Source organism: Streptomyces sp. Alt3, from assembly GCF_030719215.1.
In the GTDB taxonomy this organism is placed as follows: Bacteria; Actinomycetota; Actinomycetes; order Streptomycetales; family Streptomycetaceae; genus Streptomyces; species Streptomyces glycanivorans.
The window spans coordinates 123,752-137,310 of record NZ_CP120984.1; the positions used below are offsets into that span (position 1 = coordinate 123,752).

The 13,559-nt window shown below is 65.6% G+C and carries 14 protein-coding genes and 2 pseudogenes; 5 read left to right on the forward strand and 11 right to left on the reverse strand.

The window, feature by feature from the left end; translation table 11 throughout:
- The first annotated feature begins 25 nt into the window (after positions 1-25).
- Both P8A20_RS37725 and P8A20_RS37730 read left to right on the forward strand, forming a co-directional pair.
- Positions 26-529: a hypothetical protein gene (locus tag P8A20_RS37725; protein ID WP_306105344.1), complete on the forward strand. Its 504-nt coding sequence runs from the start codon at positions 26-28 to the stop codon at positions 527-529.
- A gap of 142 nt (positions 530-671) precedes the next feature.
- Positions 672-1,118, forward strand: a complete 447-nt coding sequence (locus P8A20_RS37730) for an SRPBCC family protein (protein WP_306105345.1) — start codon at positions 672-674, stop codon at positions 1,116-1,118.
- Between the two features lie 15 nt (positions 1,119-1,133).
- Here the strand turns inward: P8A20_RS37730 and P8A20_RS37735 are convergent.
- The 7 genes and pseudogenes from P8A20_RS37735 to P8A20_RS37765 form a co-directional block, all read right to left on the reverse strand.
- Positions 1,134-1,942 (reverse strand): IS5 family transposase gene (locus P8A20_RS37735; RefSeq protein ID WP_306105346.1). Its coding sequence is split into 2 segments (ribosomal slippage): positions 1,134-1,622 and positions 1,625-1,942, totalling 807 coding nucleotides; the frame shifts between segments, so codons are not numbered across the junction.
- Between the two features lie 146 nt (positions 1,943-2,088).
- Positions 2,089-3,459, reverse strand: a complete 1,371-nt coding sequence (locus tag P8A20_RS37740) for a VanZ family protein (RefSeq protein ID WP_306105347.1) — start codon at positions 3,457-3,459, stop codon at positions 2,089-2,091.
- 78 nt (positions 3,460-3,537) lie between these two features.
- Positions 3,538-3,801, reverse strand: coding sequence for a hypothetical protein (locus tag P8A20_RS37745; protein WP_306105348.1), 264 nt, complete (start codon positions 3,799-3,801; stop codon positions 3,538-3,540).
- A 425-nt stretch (positions 3,802-4,226) separates the two neighbouring features.
- Positions 4,227-4,675: pseudogene (locus P8A20_RS37750) on the reverse strand (transposase); the annotation flags it as partial.
- 83 nt (positions 4,676-4,758) lie between these two features.
- On the reverse strand, positions 4,759-5,148 hold the full coding sequence (locus tag P8A20_RS37755) for a roadblock/LC7 domain-containing protein (protein WP_306105349.1): 390 nt from the start codon (positions 5,146-5,148) through the stop codon (positions 4,759-4,761).
- 257 nt (positions 5,149-5,405) lie between these two features.
- Positions 5,406-6,221, reverse strand: coding sequence for a hypothetical protein (locus P8A20_RS37760; RefSeq protein WP_306105350.1), 816 nt, complete (start codon positions 6,219-6,221; stop codon positions 5,406-5,408).
- Complete coding sequence (locus tag P8A20_RS37765) at positions 6,218-6,523, reverse strand: hypothetical protein (RefSeq protein ID WP_306105351.1); 306 nt, start codon at positions 6,521-6,523, stop codon at positions 6,218-6,220. Before P8A20_RS37765 ends, P8A20_RS37760 begins: the two co-directional genes overlap by 4 nt.
- Before the next feature lie 202 nt (positions 6,524-6,725).
- On the opposite strand from P8A20_RS37765, the gene P8A20_RS37770 reads away from it, so the two are divergent.
- Positions 6,726-7,091, forward strand: a complete 366-nt coding sequence (locus P8A20_RS37770) for a hypothetical protein (protein WP_306105352.1) — start codon at positions 6,726-6,728, stop codon at positions 7,089-7,091.
- Positions 7,092-7,343: 252 nt separating this feature from the next.
- The gene (locus tag P8A20_RS37775; protein WP_306105353.1) at positions 7,344-7,577 is read left to right on the forward strand and encodes a hypothetical protein; all 234 of its coding nucleotides are present in this window, start codon (positions 7,344-7,346) and stop codon (positions 7,575-7,577) included.
- An 18-nt stretch (positions 7,578-7,595) separates the two neighbouring features.
- Here the strand turns inward: P8A20_RS37775 and P8A20_RS37780 are convergent.
- From P8A20_RS37780 to P8A20_RS37795, 4 genes and pseudogenes are all read right to left on the reverse strand, one after another.
- Positions 7,596-7,994, reverse strand: a pseudogene (locus P8A20_RS37780) (transposase); the annotation flags it as partial.
- A 297-nt stretch (positions 7,995-8,291) separates the two neighbouring features.
- Positions 8,292-8,672 (reverse strand): DUF6009 family protein, encoded by a 381-nt coding sequence (locus tag P8A20_RS37785; protein ID WP_306105354.1) that lies wholly within the window; start codon positions 8,670-8,672, stop codon positions 8,292-8,294.
- A 133-nt stretch (positions 8,673-8,805) separates the two neighbouring features.
- Positions 8,806-10,353, reverse strand: coding sequence for a DNA primase family protein (locus P8A20_RS37790; protein ID WP_306105355.1), 1,548 nt, complete (start codon positions 10,351-10,353; stop codon positions 8,806-8,808).
- Positions 10,350-11,426 carry a bifunctional DNA primase/polymerase gene (locus P8A20_RS37795; RefSeq protein ID WP_371934447.1) on the reverse strand — a complete coding sequence of 359 codons (1,077 nt, stop codon included), beginning with the start codon at positions 11,424-11,426 and terminating at the stop codon, positions 10,350-10,352. The genes P8A20_RS37790 and P8A20_RS37795 overlap by 4 nt, the downstream gene beginning before the upstream one ends.
- Positions 11,427-12,351: 925 nt before the next feature.
- Between P8A20_RS37795 and P8A20_RS37800 the strand changes: the two genes are divergently transcribed.
- Positions 12,352-13,557 carry a DUF4241 domain-containing protein gene (locus tag P8A20_RS37800; protein ID WP_306105356.1) on the forward strand — a complete coding sequence of 402 codons (1,206 nt, stop codon included), beginning with the start codon at positions 12,352-12,354 and terminating at the stop codon, positions 13,555-13,557.
- Positions 13,558-13,559 lie beyond the last annotated feature (2 nt).

The following is a 13,559-nucleotide window of genomic DNA, read 5'->3' on the forward strand; positions in this document are numbered from 1 at the left end:
CCGCCGCAGCACCAGGGAGACCCGCATGGCTGACTACTATCCGTACCAAATCGCGACCCGGAGAAGGGACCTAAGCTTGATCTGGCAGCCCGGAGTAGGCGATGCCCCCAATGAGCTCGCCGTTGACGAACTCGGAAAACTTCTCACGTTCCCTGACCTCAAGGCGCTGCGGAATCACTGTGATCGCAACGGGTGGGAGCTCGTGCGGGACGGCGGAGCCACACTCGATCTGGGCGTCGCACGTCAGTGGGTCGAGCACCCTGACCTTGACACTGCCTCGGCAGGACTCCTGCTGGATGCGTGGAACTTCTTCGAAGACCTCTCCCACAGCCTGAAGGCCAGCTCGCCCCTTCCCCCGCAAGGATCGATCCACGACAGCGCCTACGAAAAGATCTTCGGTGGTGACGCTCTCGAACCGACCGCTGGTGAGGAAGCCTGGACGGACGAGGAGACCGCGGTCGTGCGCGAACTCCTCCGCGTGGGGCTGGACCTCTGGGAACAGGCCGTGCACGGATCCGGCGCCGACTGATCGATCCATGAGCCTTCCGCGCACACCCAGCTCAACTGCCGCTGTAGTGCTAGACCTGCGTCACCGAACGTCGCATTAATCGTGATATGCCTCAGAGCTCGTAACACGATCATGGTGGCGCGCGCGGTCTACCCTTGTTGGGGTGTCGTCCCTCGCTGTTACTGCTTCTTCGCACTCATCGGCGTCTGCCGCCATCGTCTACGCGGCGCTCCTGGACGCAGAATCCTGGCCGTTGTGGTCCGCCTACGTCGACGTCGAGTGGGAAGTACCTGCGGGAGTCGGCCGACCTGCACGCGTGGGTGACCTGCGCACCATCCGTTCCCGCATTGGACGGGTGTGTTGCCGTGAGCGCGTGGTCGAGATGGTTCCCGACCAGCGGTTCAGCTACGAACAGGCGGCAGGGCTTTTCACATCCTATCGAGGGTCTGTGGACCTGGCCCGATCCCCCCATGGCGGCACTGACATCACCTGGTCAGCGACCTACCGGCACACCCTCCCTCTCTTGGACATGCTCAGGAGACGGCGTCTGCAGGTTTGGGTTCACGATCTCGCTTCATACGCCAACTCAATCGTGAGTCGTAACTCCTAGATTTGCAGCACAAGTTTACAATTCGATCTTCTTGAGGCGCCTCCAGTAGATGAGGCTGCAGCCCAATGAGACCAGGGCGTCGTGGAGTTCGAGGCGTCGTTCCCATCGGACGGCGAGACGTTTGAACTGGTGGAGCAGGGCGAAAGGCTGCTCGACGACGTAGCGGAGCTTGCCCAGGCCCTTGATGTTCGGGGTGCCCTTGCGGGAGATGACCGGCAGGATCCTGCGGCGCCGCAGTTCCCGGCGTACGGCCTTCGAGTCGCACGCCTTGTCGCCCGGGACGGACTCGGGGCGTCGTCGCGGTCGGCCGGGCCGGCCGGCGACGGGCGGGATGCCGTCGGCCAGATTGAGGGTATGGGTGATGTCGTTGACGTTCGCCGCGGTGGTGATGACTTTGAGCGGGGCGCCGCGTCCGTCGCAGATCAGGTGGTGTTTGCTGCCCGTCTTCCGTCGGTCGCCCGGCGACGGACCGGTGTCGGCGCCCCCTTTTTCGCGCGGATGTGGGAACCGTCCATGCAGGCCCGTGACCAGTCGAGTTCGCCAGCCGCGTTCAGCTCTGCGAGCAGGGCCCGGTGGAGCCGGTCGAAGACCCCCGCCTCCTGCCACCGGTCCAGACGCCGCCAGCACGTCTGGCCCGATCCGAACCCCAGCTCCAGCGGAAGGAGTTGCCACGCTATGTCGTTGTAGAGGACGAACAGGATGCCCTGGAGACTGAGCCGGTCCGGCACCGGTCTCGGCCCCGGCGAGCGCTCCGGCCAAGGCGGCAGGAGCGGCTCAACCAGCGCCCACAAGTCGTCGTCCACGATCCACGGCCGAGTACCCACACCATCACGAACGGCCGAATCTTCACACCGGTCACGGCCAACCAGCACTTTCCACCAAGATCGTGTTACGAGCTCTACGGAAGATCCGCTGCAACACCAACCACATCACCACGATCGTCCAGGCCGTACACGTCCTCCATCACGCGTCAGCGTGAGGTTGGAACAGGCTCCATGTATTGGTTTGTGTCATTGGAATGCCGCAAAGGTACTTGTACTGGGTCGTTGAAACTACCGTCGGTGGCGTCGATTGCCGCCTCCAGTGCATACAACGATGTCCTGGTCGAGAGAAGCCAGTCCACATGCCATCGGCCGTCACGGTACTGTGCCAGAAGGATCGGCTCACCCCTCTCAGCGTCCTCGTCGATCTCGTCGCTAAATCTTTTCTCGAAGACGTCCCACGCCTCCCCCTTGCTGACCTGCACAGAGGGAATTATCGGATCGGCAATGTTGCGTTCAATCAGGTCGCTGATACGCCCTGCGCTGTCGATGCGAAGGTCGAGACGCATAGGCAGGAGCACCTTACCGTCCCATCGTCGCCAGTAGACAAGCCAGCCGAGGTCCTCCTCCTCGTCGACGCGCGAGATATTAACCTTGGAATCCTTCAATCCCCAGGGAGCGAACCGGCGGGCGTAGGTTTCGGCAATGAGCAACGCTTTCTTCTTGTCCGAGGGGCGAAGCTGGGCGCCGGGCACCGCGAATGCCCTGCCCGCCTCGATGTCTGCCGGAGGCATGGAGACGGTGAAATCTCTTCGGTCGGGCCAGCTCAACTCGGCCATCCCGTTCTCGAAAATAGCAGTGATAGTGCCCGCATCATTCTCGCCGGAAGTGACGCTGTAATTCTGAGCTCGATAGGCACCTCCGAAGGCGTCCTCAAGCCGGGCATCGATCGCAGATTTCTGCTCTGCCGTGGCGGCCAGATTTGATTCTGTCCTGTCGACGATGACAAGATCCGCCACGGTGTAGAGGGCGACACCTATGGCACACGCCATGGCGCCCGCGCTGATGAATGCTCTTCTCGTCGCTTTCCTTGCCAGCGGGGTACCACCTCGAAACCTCGCGATAACTGTGCCGATAGCCGTACCCAACAGTGCGCCCAACCCGTTGGCTACAAGGTCACTTGTGTCGCACGCTCGGCTGATCGGCGCAAGCGCCTGCGTTGCCTCGATCGCAGCCGGAAAAAGGAAGCTTAGGCCGACCATCAGCCCGGGGCGCCGCGTAGCCAATGTGCCAAGCAAGCCGAACGGCACCAACATGCCGAAGTTCAGCTGACCCTGCGTATGGCGGAACGGCTCAAGAATGTCACGGTTAACGGTGCACGAGGCCGACAGATCCCCAGGCGCCGTGGTCCACGTCGTCAGTGCGATCGTGGCGGTTACGCAGGCCCCCCACAGGGCCCAAGTCAGAGGTCGATCGTTTCTTCTTCGGGTAGCCGTAAAAATTACTGCGCCCGCAATGCAAGAAATTATCACAGCGAAGAGGACAAATTGCGCATGTCCTTTAAAAACCGCAGTTAGCATTTATCCGGTATTCTCGTGAAGGGCGCGGGGTGGCATGTAGGCGTGCATGTCACCCCGCGCATGTTGCTCAGCTGACCATCAGCAGGATGACATCGGCGGCGTTGTATAGGTGCTCCCGTTTGCGAGCATCTTGCCGATTACGCTGCCGCAGCCTGAACTTACGGTGAGCATGGAGTAGTAGTGAAACGGCTTCGTGTTCATCGCTATGTTGCCCGACCAGAAGTTCTTGCCGCCCTTTTCTGCACCCAGCTTTGCGGTGAGGTTACTTCCGCTGTGGCGGTAGTAACTCACCTCCGCGTAAGTCTTACCGGAGGCCATGGTTGCCAGAATCCCGTTGGACAAGGTCGTGCACTTTACGCCACCAGGGGACTGCCCGTTGCTCGGGCAGGACGTCGGAGCCGCCGAAGCGGGAGAGGACAGTGCGAGCGGCATGGCGAGTGCGGCCACAGCAAGGAAAGACGCACGCGTGCGCATACGCATAATGGCTCCAATTTTTACGAAGGGTGACTTAAGCGCCGCTCTGAGTGAGCAACGAGCTTCAGCCTACGCACTGCGGGTGGCTTTTGGATCATGGAGATTCTGTGATGAAGATCAAGTTGGCCTGACGGTGCCACTTCGTGACAGGCCTGCAACCGTGTGCTATCGAACTCGTGCGCTACTCGCGATGAGACGTCCGGTGCTGTGATGGGCCACGGTGTGCACGTCGATACTGATGGTGTGTAACGGGGTGCTACGAATGCCGTCTGGCTCGACATACGCCGCTACTTCTTCATGCGGGCGAAGGTGTGCTCGACGCGGGCGCAGACGCGTCGGTGTTCGGCGTTGTCCTCCTCCTGGCCGCGCAGGAGTAGGCGTCCGGCTCTTCTGCGGCGCGGGATGACCAGTCCGGTGCCCAGGTAGGCGCCGTTTGCGATGACCGTTGTCCCGGCTCGATGGCGGGCAGGCCCGATTCTCGTCAGGCGTGGGTGTCAGCCTTGTTCTCGGGGACGGGACGGGCTAAGGCGATCACCAGGCGGCTGTCCGCATCGATGATGACCTGCACGTTCGCTGAGAACCGATAGTCACGGGAGGACGCGGCAACCTTGCGGTCGCGGACCGGGACGAGGGTTCCGTCCACGATCCACGACCGCTCGACATTCGCGACAGGCTGCGGCGCCGGCTCCAGCGCGAGAAGCGGCCGCAGGCGAGAAATGGCCCGGCATACGGTGGCCGGTGAACGCCTCCACCCACAACGGCTCAGCCCGCAACACCCCACCCATACAAGAGGAATGCCCTATCCCAGACGTTCTGCAACGACCTTCAGGAGGCGGTGTCGTGTTCGAGAATCTGCACCAGCTGGTCAACGGTAGCGGGCATGTGCAGGTGCAGCAGGGCGAGGTCCAGCCCCTCGTCGCCGAGGACGGTCAGCAGGGCGCGGTCGCCGACGGCCTGGATGAGGACATTACGTCCGGCGCAACGGGTCGTGACGTCGCGCAGCGTGCCTCCGTCGGCCTCGTGGGCGAGCCGCTGGCCGAGGCTGAGGGTGGCGGCGGAGAGCGCTGCGATGGATTCGGGGTGGACGGTCGTGGCGTCCGCGGCAACCAAAAGGCCGTCGCCGGTCGACAGGACGAGGTCGTGCACCCCCATGACCCTTTCCCGCAGAGCGGTCATGATCTCGACGAGAGGGCCGGGGTGCGAGGTGCCGGACATGGAACTCCTGGTGCGATGGAAGAGTGCGTCCAGAGGAGGTCAGGGCTCTGGGCTGTCGATCAGTCGGGCGTACACGCGGCGTAGCAGGCCGATGTCGGGCCGGTGGGCATCGAGGCCATCCGGCGGGCGAGGCAGAGCACCGGGGTTGCCTGGGCGGCGCACCGGCAGCGGAGACGGCGGCCTGCCCTGGCCGTGGGCCCTGAGGCGCCGGGCCAGCAACAGGTTGCGGGCCTTGGCCCGTGTCCGGCGGCGCGCGTTCACGACCGGCCTGCCCCGCCCAGCTGGTGGGCGCCGGGAGTGCGCCGGGGCAAGGTGACCACCGAGACGGGCTCCGGGCTCCGGGCTTCGGGCGCCGGGGCGCGCGGCGCCGTGCTCGGACGGGCGACCGTCACGGCAGCGGGCTCCTTAAGGAGGCCGAGGCTGTGCATCCGCGCCAAGTCGAGCATGACCGCGTACGTCCCGCGCCCCAGTGCGAAGGCCAGATCGCGGGGTGTTCGCCGGTCGTTGGCGGCCCGCAGCAGAGCCCCGTACCGGGACGGAAGCATGGAGGGCACCGGTTCGACGGGCTGGACCCGCAGAGCGGCAAGGGCGCTCGCCGGCATCCACAGGCCATCAAGGGTGGCGAGGCGGCGAGTGGTCTCCGCGGCGATCCGCCGAGGGGCGAGCCCGGGACCGCTGACCGGCACCGGGACCGACCCCGTGACCTCCCAGCCCTGAGGAGGGGCGAGAGCCAGGGCGAAGGCGGCGTCGAACACGGCCGCCACGCAGAGGACTTCGAACTCCACCGCCGTCAGCAGACCGCGGGCCGACAGTTCGTCCGCCAGCCGGCCCTCCTCGTCGCGGCAGGCTGCCCGGACTGCGGTCCAATCGGTGTCCGCCACGCGCCCGGACTTGAGAAGTATCGATTCTGCGCCGGGGGCGCCGGGAGTCTCGATGCTCACGACGAGCCCTTGCCGCACATGTATCTGCCCGCCGGGGGCGCCCGCGACGAGCACCGTGCCGTCGCGCTCCTGCTCGTGCAGGGTGTTGAGCAGCGCGGAGACGTTGCGCGGTCCGTCCGCCCGGGTGGTCACGCAGCCTCCTGGGCCGGATAGAGGTCGAGGTGACGCAGCACCAGGGCCAGGTTGGCGCGCTCGCGCTCCAGGGCCACCGCCAGCAGCAGGGGATCACCACAGCCGGGCAGCACGCGCAGCACGAGCTGGTGCCTGGCGCCGGTGACGACCACCGTCTCAAGCTCTCCCTCGGCACCGGCTGAATGTAGCCGTTCGTCGATGAGCACGGCCAGCCGGCCGCATTCGTCGGCGCCGAGGTCCTGAGGACCCGCCGCACCGTACGACAGCCCGGAGACCCCGTCCATCAGGGAAACTCCAGTCACTCCGGGCACCTGAAGCAGGCGACCCAAAGAGTCTTCGACCGAGGACACTGATCCCATCCCTCTCCCGAGGCTTCACTTTCGGACAGAAATCACAGTAGTTTAAAGATCAAGCTCGATACAGAGCTTCTGGATGTTTTTCCGACATGACGCCGATCTATGACATGACGTCGATACGGCGCGAACGTGACCGAGGGGCAACGCAATGACCGTGGAGACAGCACTCAAGGAAGCCATGGCGATCGACGGGGCCCTGGGTGTCGCTCTGGTCGACTACGAGAGCGGTATGTCTTTGGGATCGCTCGGGGGCGAGGCGGGCCTGGACCTGGAGATGGCGGCGGCCGGCAACACCGAGGTCGTCCGAGCCAAGATCCGTACGCTGGCGGCGCTGGGTATGGAGGACACCATCGAGGACATCCTCATCACCCTCGGCCGGCAATACCACCTCATACGTCCCCTCGCGAGCAGCAGCGGCAGCCTCTTCCTCTACCTCGCACTCGACCGCGGCCGCAGCAACCTCGCCCTGGCCCGTCACAGCCTGAAGCGGATCGAGTCCTCCCTGGACATCTGACCGGTCGCGCGGCATCTCCTCCGCGACTCCGCGACGCACAGTCCCGGGTCCGCGGCGCCCCCGACGCCGGCCGGTGAGACCTGCTCCGAAGGCGGGACCGGGCCGGAGAACGTGAGGAACGCCGAAGCGCTTCTCGCAACGAGAAGTCACCGACGTTGCCGGCCGCCTCGGGGGGTGCCCCTATGCATTTGGTCAAGGTCCAAGGCCAGTAGGTTCGTGCGGTCGAGGGCGGGCTGATTCGTAGGAGTGGTCATGAGTGATAGCCAGGTCACGATCAAGCTCATGAGTGACGAGGCACTGGTGCTGTCGCACTGGCTGGAGAGGCTCCAGATGACGGACCTCAGCCGCATTGTTGACGATCCGGCGGTCTGGGCACCAATCCATCGGATCGCCGGAACGCTGGACAAGGCGCTTCCCGAGCTGTTCGCGCCTGACTATGACCAGCGGCTTGAGGCCGCTCGTCAGCGGCTTCGGCCGGAGGACTGACCAAGCAGTCTGGACTCCTCACCTGGCCGCAGCCGGTTGAGACTCGTAGAAGGTTCCGTCGCGGAGCATCGCGAAGAGGACGTCGACCCGGCGTCTGGCGAGGCAGAGCCGGGCCTGCGTGTGGTGCTTGCCCTGGGCGATCTTCTTGTCGTAATAGGCCCGGGAGGCCGGGTCGCCCAGGGCGGCGAACGCGGAGAGGAAGAAGGCCCGTTTGAGCTGCTTGTTTCCCCTCCGCGACGGCTGTTCGCCGCGGATCGAGGAACCCGAGCTCCGGGTCGCCGGGGCGAGTCCGGCGTAGGCGGCGAGGTGGCCGGCGGTCGGGAAGGTGCTGCCGTCGCCGACCTCTATCAGGATGCGGGCTCCGGTCCTGAGGCCGATCCCCGGCATCGATGTCAGGACTTTCGAAAGAGGGTCGGCCGATGTCTCCCACACCCCGGGGGGGGACCTGCTGTTTCCCGGGGCGGCCCCCGTCAGACGTCGGCAAGGTCGAGGACGGCGGTCAGGACCTCTCCCAGGCCAGGTCCGGCTCTGTGCGCGTACGCCCCACAGCGTCCACCACGAGGCCGCGCCCGGCACCGTTCGCCATGTCTGCCCGCTTCGCGTTCCTGCGGGTCCGCCTCGCCGCCGTCCGACCTGGCCAGGACGGGTGTCATCGCGCTGCGGTGGCTGATCCCCCAGCAGCCCTGGCCCAACAGAAAGAGCCAGGGGCGCCCGTCAAGAGGGCACTATCTCGTTCCTGTGCTTCCCCTGCGAACGCGGAGTCTTCTCCCCCACCCGACGTGGGTCGATCGTCCGCGGGTCGACCGCCTCGCCCGGGGCACCCTCCTTGTAGAGGCCCTCGGGGTCGTTCGGTCTGTCGTGGGGCAGCAGGAAGAACGTGCGGCGCTGGAAGAGACCGCTGTCGGGGCTGGCCTCGGCGTCCCTGTCGAGCTCCGCGTAGCCGACCATCCGTCCATCCCTCGCGTAACGGGGCTTCCCGCTACGCCGGGCGCTCTTGTCGAGCGCCTGGCGGACGTAGTCAAGTTCGTCGAGGTCTTCCAGCCACACCACGTTCGCCTCGTGTGTGAGCTGGCTTTCCTGCAGCAGCGAGCTCATGGACGTAGCTCCTTGTCGGTGGTGTGGCGGTGCGTGGGAATACAGCTGATCGAGTTGGGCCCTGCAGAGCAGCGGATCGGGACACCTCCATGGTAAGAGGGTTCCCTGATCGGGGACATCAAGCCCTGGTCTTTCATGCGCGCCTGCCTGCCGGTCCGTCAGGACGGACGAGGTCGTCCGGGAGCAGGGCCAGGGCCGGGTAGTACTTCTTGCCGCTCGACTTCAGCATCTCGGCGGGGGACGCGAGCCCGATCTCCTGCCGGATACGGCCAGCGAAGGCTCGCGCGGTGTCGGCCCGGATCCCCTCGGAACTGCACCAGGCGGTGTAGGTCGCGTAGAGGAGCCCCTGCTCGACACGCAGGTCTCCGGTGTCCGGCCCCTGGCGCGCGCATGCCTCACTGAGGAACCGTCCGATGTGGTCCTCGGTGGTCTCGTACGCGGCGGTGGCCAGCCGTACGGAGGAGGGGCCGGTCAGCGGGTCACGGCTGGTGAGGTAGCGCATCGCGCCCTGGATCAGCCAGTGCAGGATGCCCGGGCCCTCCTCTTCCACGAGCTCACCGGCAAGGTTGTCGATCTTCCGGTCGGCGGCGACCACGCGTTCGAAGGGGATGAGACGGATGCGCCGCCAGAACGCGTGGCCCCCTGTCCCGACCTCGGGCTGGTGGTTGCCGAGCAGCCAGAGCTTGTGGGTGGGAGTGAAGCTGAAGTAGTCCTGCCGCATGCGGCGGGCCTTGATCTTGTCCCCGCCCGTCAGAAGCTTGACCCGGGCCTCGTCGAACTTGTCGTTGGGCTTGAGCTCGCTGCAGACGAAGATGCGGCGGCCGTGCAGCTCCGTGAGCTCCGTCGAATGCTCCGCGAAGTTGCCCTTGTCCATCAGGAAACCGGGCGGGGCCGCATCCGCGTAATCCCCCATGACCTGGATCATGACGTCGAGCAGAACGGACTTCCCGTTGGCGCCCTTGCCCCAGAGGAAAGGCAGGACCTGCGCGCCAACGTCTCCGGTGATGGAGTACCCGAGCAGCAGGTGCAGGAAGTCGATCATCTCCTGGCCCTTGGTGTCAGCACCGAAGGTGTCGTCCAGGAAGGCGTGCCAGCGAGGGGTCGGCGTGGCCTGGGGAGCCACGTTGGTGGCGCGCGAGTGCAGGTCCCGCAGTGGATCAGGCTTGTGCAGCCGTCCGTTGCGCAGATCGACAACACCTGCGGGAGTACACAGCGAGTAGGCGTCGCCGTCGAGTACATCGGGGTCGAGGCTGAGCACCGGTGCGGCCTTCGCCTGGTGGAGCAGCGCCTTCATCCCGCTCGTCGACATGGTCCGGCGACGGTGATGGGCGATCTCCCGGTCGCTGAAGATGCCGCGGGGATCGGTGGGCGACATCTGCTCGGCCATGTCGCCTGCGGCCCACAGAGCGGCCTTCTCGCCGCCGACCCGCTTCCACCGGAACTGGTCCCAGCAGTACCAGCCGAGGCCTTCGACATGACGGAACTGGTCGCTGTAGAGCTGGGCGAAGAGCTTCGCGTTGCCGCGGTCAGTGAGCATGGGCGGCAACAGAGCAGGCATGTCCGTCACGGCAGGCGCCTGTACCTGCTGCGGAGGGACCCACGCGGGGGCAGCAGCCTCGAAGTCGAGCATCTGCTGAGCGGCGGCGGCCGCATCGAAGCGGCTGCTCTCGGCGCTACTCATGCGAGTCCTTTGGGATGGAACGGACGGCTGGCGCCTGCGGAAAGGGCTGCGTCGATGATCGTCTCACTACGGCGGGTCTGATGCGGACGAGCATAGTGAGCGGCTTCTGTCAGTTCTTGGCGGGCTTCGGCCTGGTTCAGGTACCCCGCTCCAGCGAGTCCTCCGGCCGTGTAAGCCGCGCGGTTGAGTTTCTCCGTGAAGCCTGTTCCTTCGGCTGCGGCGGCACATTCACGAACGGTCTCGATGAGCGGCTGCAAGAGCGCCTGCCCGGCGCCGGTTCTCGGAAGCCGCGCTCGTCCGGCCGGCCTCGGGCCGGGGACCGGGGTCGCCTGTATGACGTGGCCGGTGCGCCGTAGTTCGGCAGAGAGCCAGGCGGGGAGCGGGGCCGGGTCCCTAACCTCACCGAGGGGTGTGTACGCGCCCGCTGACGTACGGGTGGTGGGGGCCACGATGTATCCGCCGTGAGCCCGTACGTCGACCTGCCAGGCGAGGGCGGTCCTGGGGCTGGAACCGGTGGAGGAGCGATAGCGAACCGCGGGATGGGAGTTGACGTACCAGATGTGGAGCCCACCGGAGGGGGTGCGGACACGCAGGGTCGTCTCGTCCTCGGCCGGGTTCGCTTCCTTGCGGTAGGCCGCGAGGAGGGCCAGCGTGTCGAAGCCGGAGGCGAGCCCGGAGAGGTCGACCTGCTCCGGGATCTGGATGCCCGGCAGAAGCCGGTCACGGTCCGGAACCTGGGCCGCGTGAGCGTCGACGTCCAGCACCACGAGGTGCGCGGGCCCGCACGACACAGCGACGCCTGCCCGGGGCTCCCTGCTCCACCAGTCCTCGATGCGTGCGAGATCGGTGGTCGCGCTGTGAAAGCCGTGGCACCACTTGCCCTGTCGATGGCAAGGGCAGTCCGAGGGTTCATGGCTGCGGACGCGGCACTGTTCACAGTTGGCAGCCGGCGTCTTACGTCCCGGAGCCAGTGGGTGGACCGGCCACTGACGGCTTGCAAGCCAACGAGCGACGTCCGCGGGTCGCGGCTGTTTCGCGACGTCGGGCGAGGCGGTGTCGGCGGGGCGCTGCACTGTTCGTCGATCCGTCCTCTTGTGCGGTCAGGTTTGGTCCCTCCCGTCGGTACCCGACCATTTCCCCAGCTCAGGGAGGGTAGTGCGAGGGACTGAGGGACTGAAGGGACTGAACTTCCCATATAGCGGATCGAGCGTAGCGCACGGTACCGCTTCCCCGTGGGAGGCATGAGCACTTATTGCAGAATCAGTCCCTTCGGTCCCTTCCCGCGTGGGTTGGGCCGAAGCTGGGTCAGATCCGGTCGTGCGACCCCCGCCTGAGGGACCGAAAGCCTGCAAGGCGGGAGGGACTCATCGGTCCCCTTTCAGTCACGGTCTCATTTCCGCAGGTCAGAGCACATACGGCCAGGGACTGAGGGACTGAAGGGACCCATTTTCGTAGTTATCAGCGCACCAGGATATGTAAGACCACCCTTACGTACGCGTGCATACACACGCGCCCACGCAGCTGGAACAGGGAGTTTCGGTCCCTTCGGTCCCTTGAGTCCCGAACGGATCGCTCTGACCTGTGTTTTTGCTGAGGGACTGAACTGAAGAGGGACCGAAGAAGCTCGGTCCCTCCTCCAAGGCTTCGGAAGGCAGCACACGTGCACGCTGAAGACGAACGGGAGAGCCACTCCCCTGGCAGGCTTCTTGTACGTTCACGATCACCGGTCTGCACGGATGTGTGATGTGAAGGCCCTGGCCTGCGTGGCCTCCTGGCCCGACGAGAAGCCTCTGGACTCGTGCGTGACACACCGCTTTACCCGGCGTGGCAGATTTCGTCGGTGACCGCAGGTCGTCGGCCTCTCACAACCCTTGTGTCACACCTCGCTGGCAGACTGCGGCACGACGAAGCTTCGGAAGGGCAGGGCGGCGCGGCAGGGGTCACCCGCCGACTGCCACTGCTCGTGGGTGGCTGGCGCCACGGGGGAGATGTGCGGCTGTGATCTTCGACAGTCTTGATGTGTCGTACGGCGAGTTGTGGGGTTCCTACCGTGGAATGACCCATCCGAACCCGATGTCGTGCGCGCTCGCGGCACGCAAGCATGCTGCCGGGATGGACTACGCCGTTCTGCTGTCCGCGCGGGAGCGACCACTGGCACTGATCGAATCCTGGCCGCGCCGGATGTGGCGTGTGTATCTGTTCGACGACAGGTCCTGGTGCATGCAGATGATCGACTTCAAGCCCCACAGCACGGGGATGTTGCTGGCTCGGTGGAACACCCGATGGCAGTTTGCCAGCGAGCAGGAGTACTTGAGCGGGAAGTGGGATGTCCAGGAGACCACGAGCGTCTCGGCCGACGGCCAGGTCGAGGTGAAGTCCGAGTCCGCCAGGCGCCGGGGAGAATCGACTTACCCACTGCTCGATCGAACGGCGGGCCCGTCGAGCGTCCCTGTGAGGCGGTTTCCGGCGCCCCTCGAAAGCTTCCTCTGCCCTGTACCGGAATTCGGTGACTGGCAGGTGTTCGCGCCGTTCCTCGCCCAGCAGGGCCACGAGCCCGTCAAGGACGTAGTCCTGAGAGACGTGTCGGTGGCCGAAGGGTCGGGACCGCTGCGCGCCACCGGAATAGAGCAACTGTTCAGTCCGGGCGTGAGTAACACTGTGGGCGGGACGGCCGTCTTCGAACTCGTCGACGCCGGCCTGCTGCGGATCACGTCAGGGCAGCTGGCTGTCTCTGACCCCGGCTGGATCAGAGACCCACGGACCGTCGCTGTGCCACAGGGCGAGTTCCCGGTCACGCTGTCGCTCTTGCGCACGACAGGCGGGGTCGATGTCGCCGCGGCCAGGGTGACGTTCCTGGACGTCCCGCCCCGCGAGTGGGAAATGGTCCTCAGCCCCGACGAGGACCTGGGGCTGCTCGGCGAGGGCCAGTTCTACGGGGTCGGCGTGGACACCGGTACAGCGGCTTTCATGGATGCGACTCGGACGGTGATCGAAGACCAGCTTGACGAGGACATTTTCATACCCCTCGACAGCAGCCAGTTCAACGTCGAACTGCCCGGTACGGAGACGGAGCCGAACCTCATCGCCTTCCGTGCCGGCCAGGGCGACGGGACCTACCCCGTCTGGATCGGCCGCACCAATGACGGACAGGTCGGATGTGTCGTCGTCGACTTCCAGCTCAATTCCGCCGACGAGGGAGAGTAGGG

Bases quoted from the DNA above. Each gene is read 5' to 3' on its own strand.
- P8A20_RS37785 (WP_306105354.1), bottom strand. From the start codon at position 8,672: ATGAGCTCGCTGCTGCAGGAAAGCCAGCTCACACACGAGGCGAACGTG.
- P8A20_RS37725 (WP_306105344.1), top strand. From the start codon at position 26: ATGGCTGACTACTATCCGTACCAAATCGCGACCCGGAGAAGGGACCTA.
- P8A20_RS37740 (WP_306105347.1), bottom strand. From the start codon at position 3,459: ATGCTAACTGCGGTTTTTAAAGGACATGCGCAATTTGTCCTCTTCGCT.
- P8A20_RS37755 (WP_306105349.1), bottom strand. From the start codon at position 5,148: ATGTCCGGCACCTCGCACCCCGGCCCTCTCGTCGAGATCATGACCGCT.
- P8A20_RS37790 (WP_306105355.1), bottom strand. From the start codon at position 10,353: ATGAGTAGCGCCGAGAGCAGCCGCTTCGATGCGGCCGCCGCCGCTCAG.
- P8A20_RS37770 (WP_306105352.1), top strand. From the start codon at position 6,726: ATGACCGTGGAGACAGCACTCAAGGAAGCCATGGCGATCGACGGGGCC.
- P8A20_RS37775 (WP_306105353.1), top strand. From the start codon at position 7,344: ATGAGTGATAGCCAGGTCACGATCAAGCTCATGAGTGACGAGGCACTG.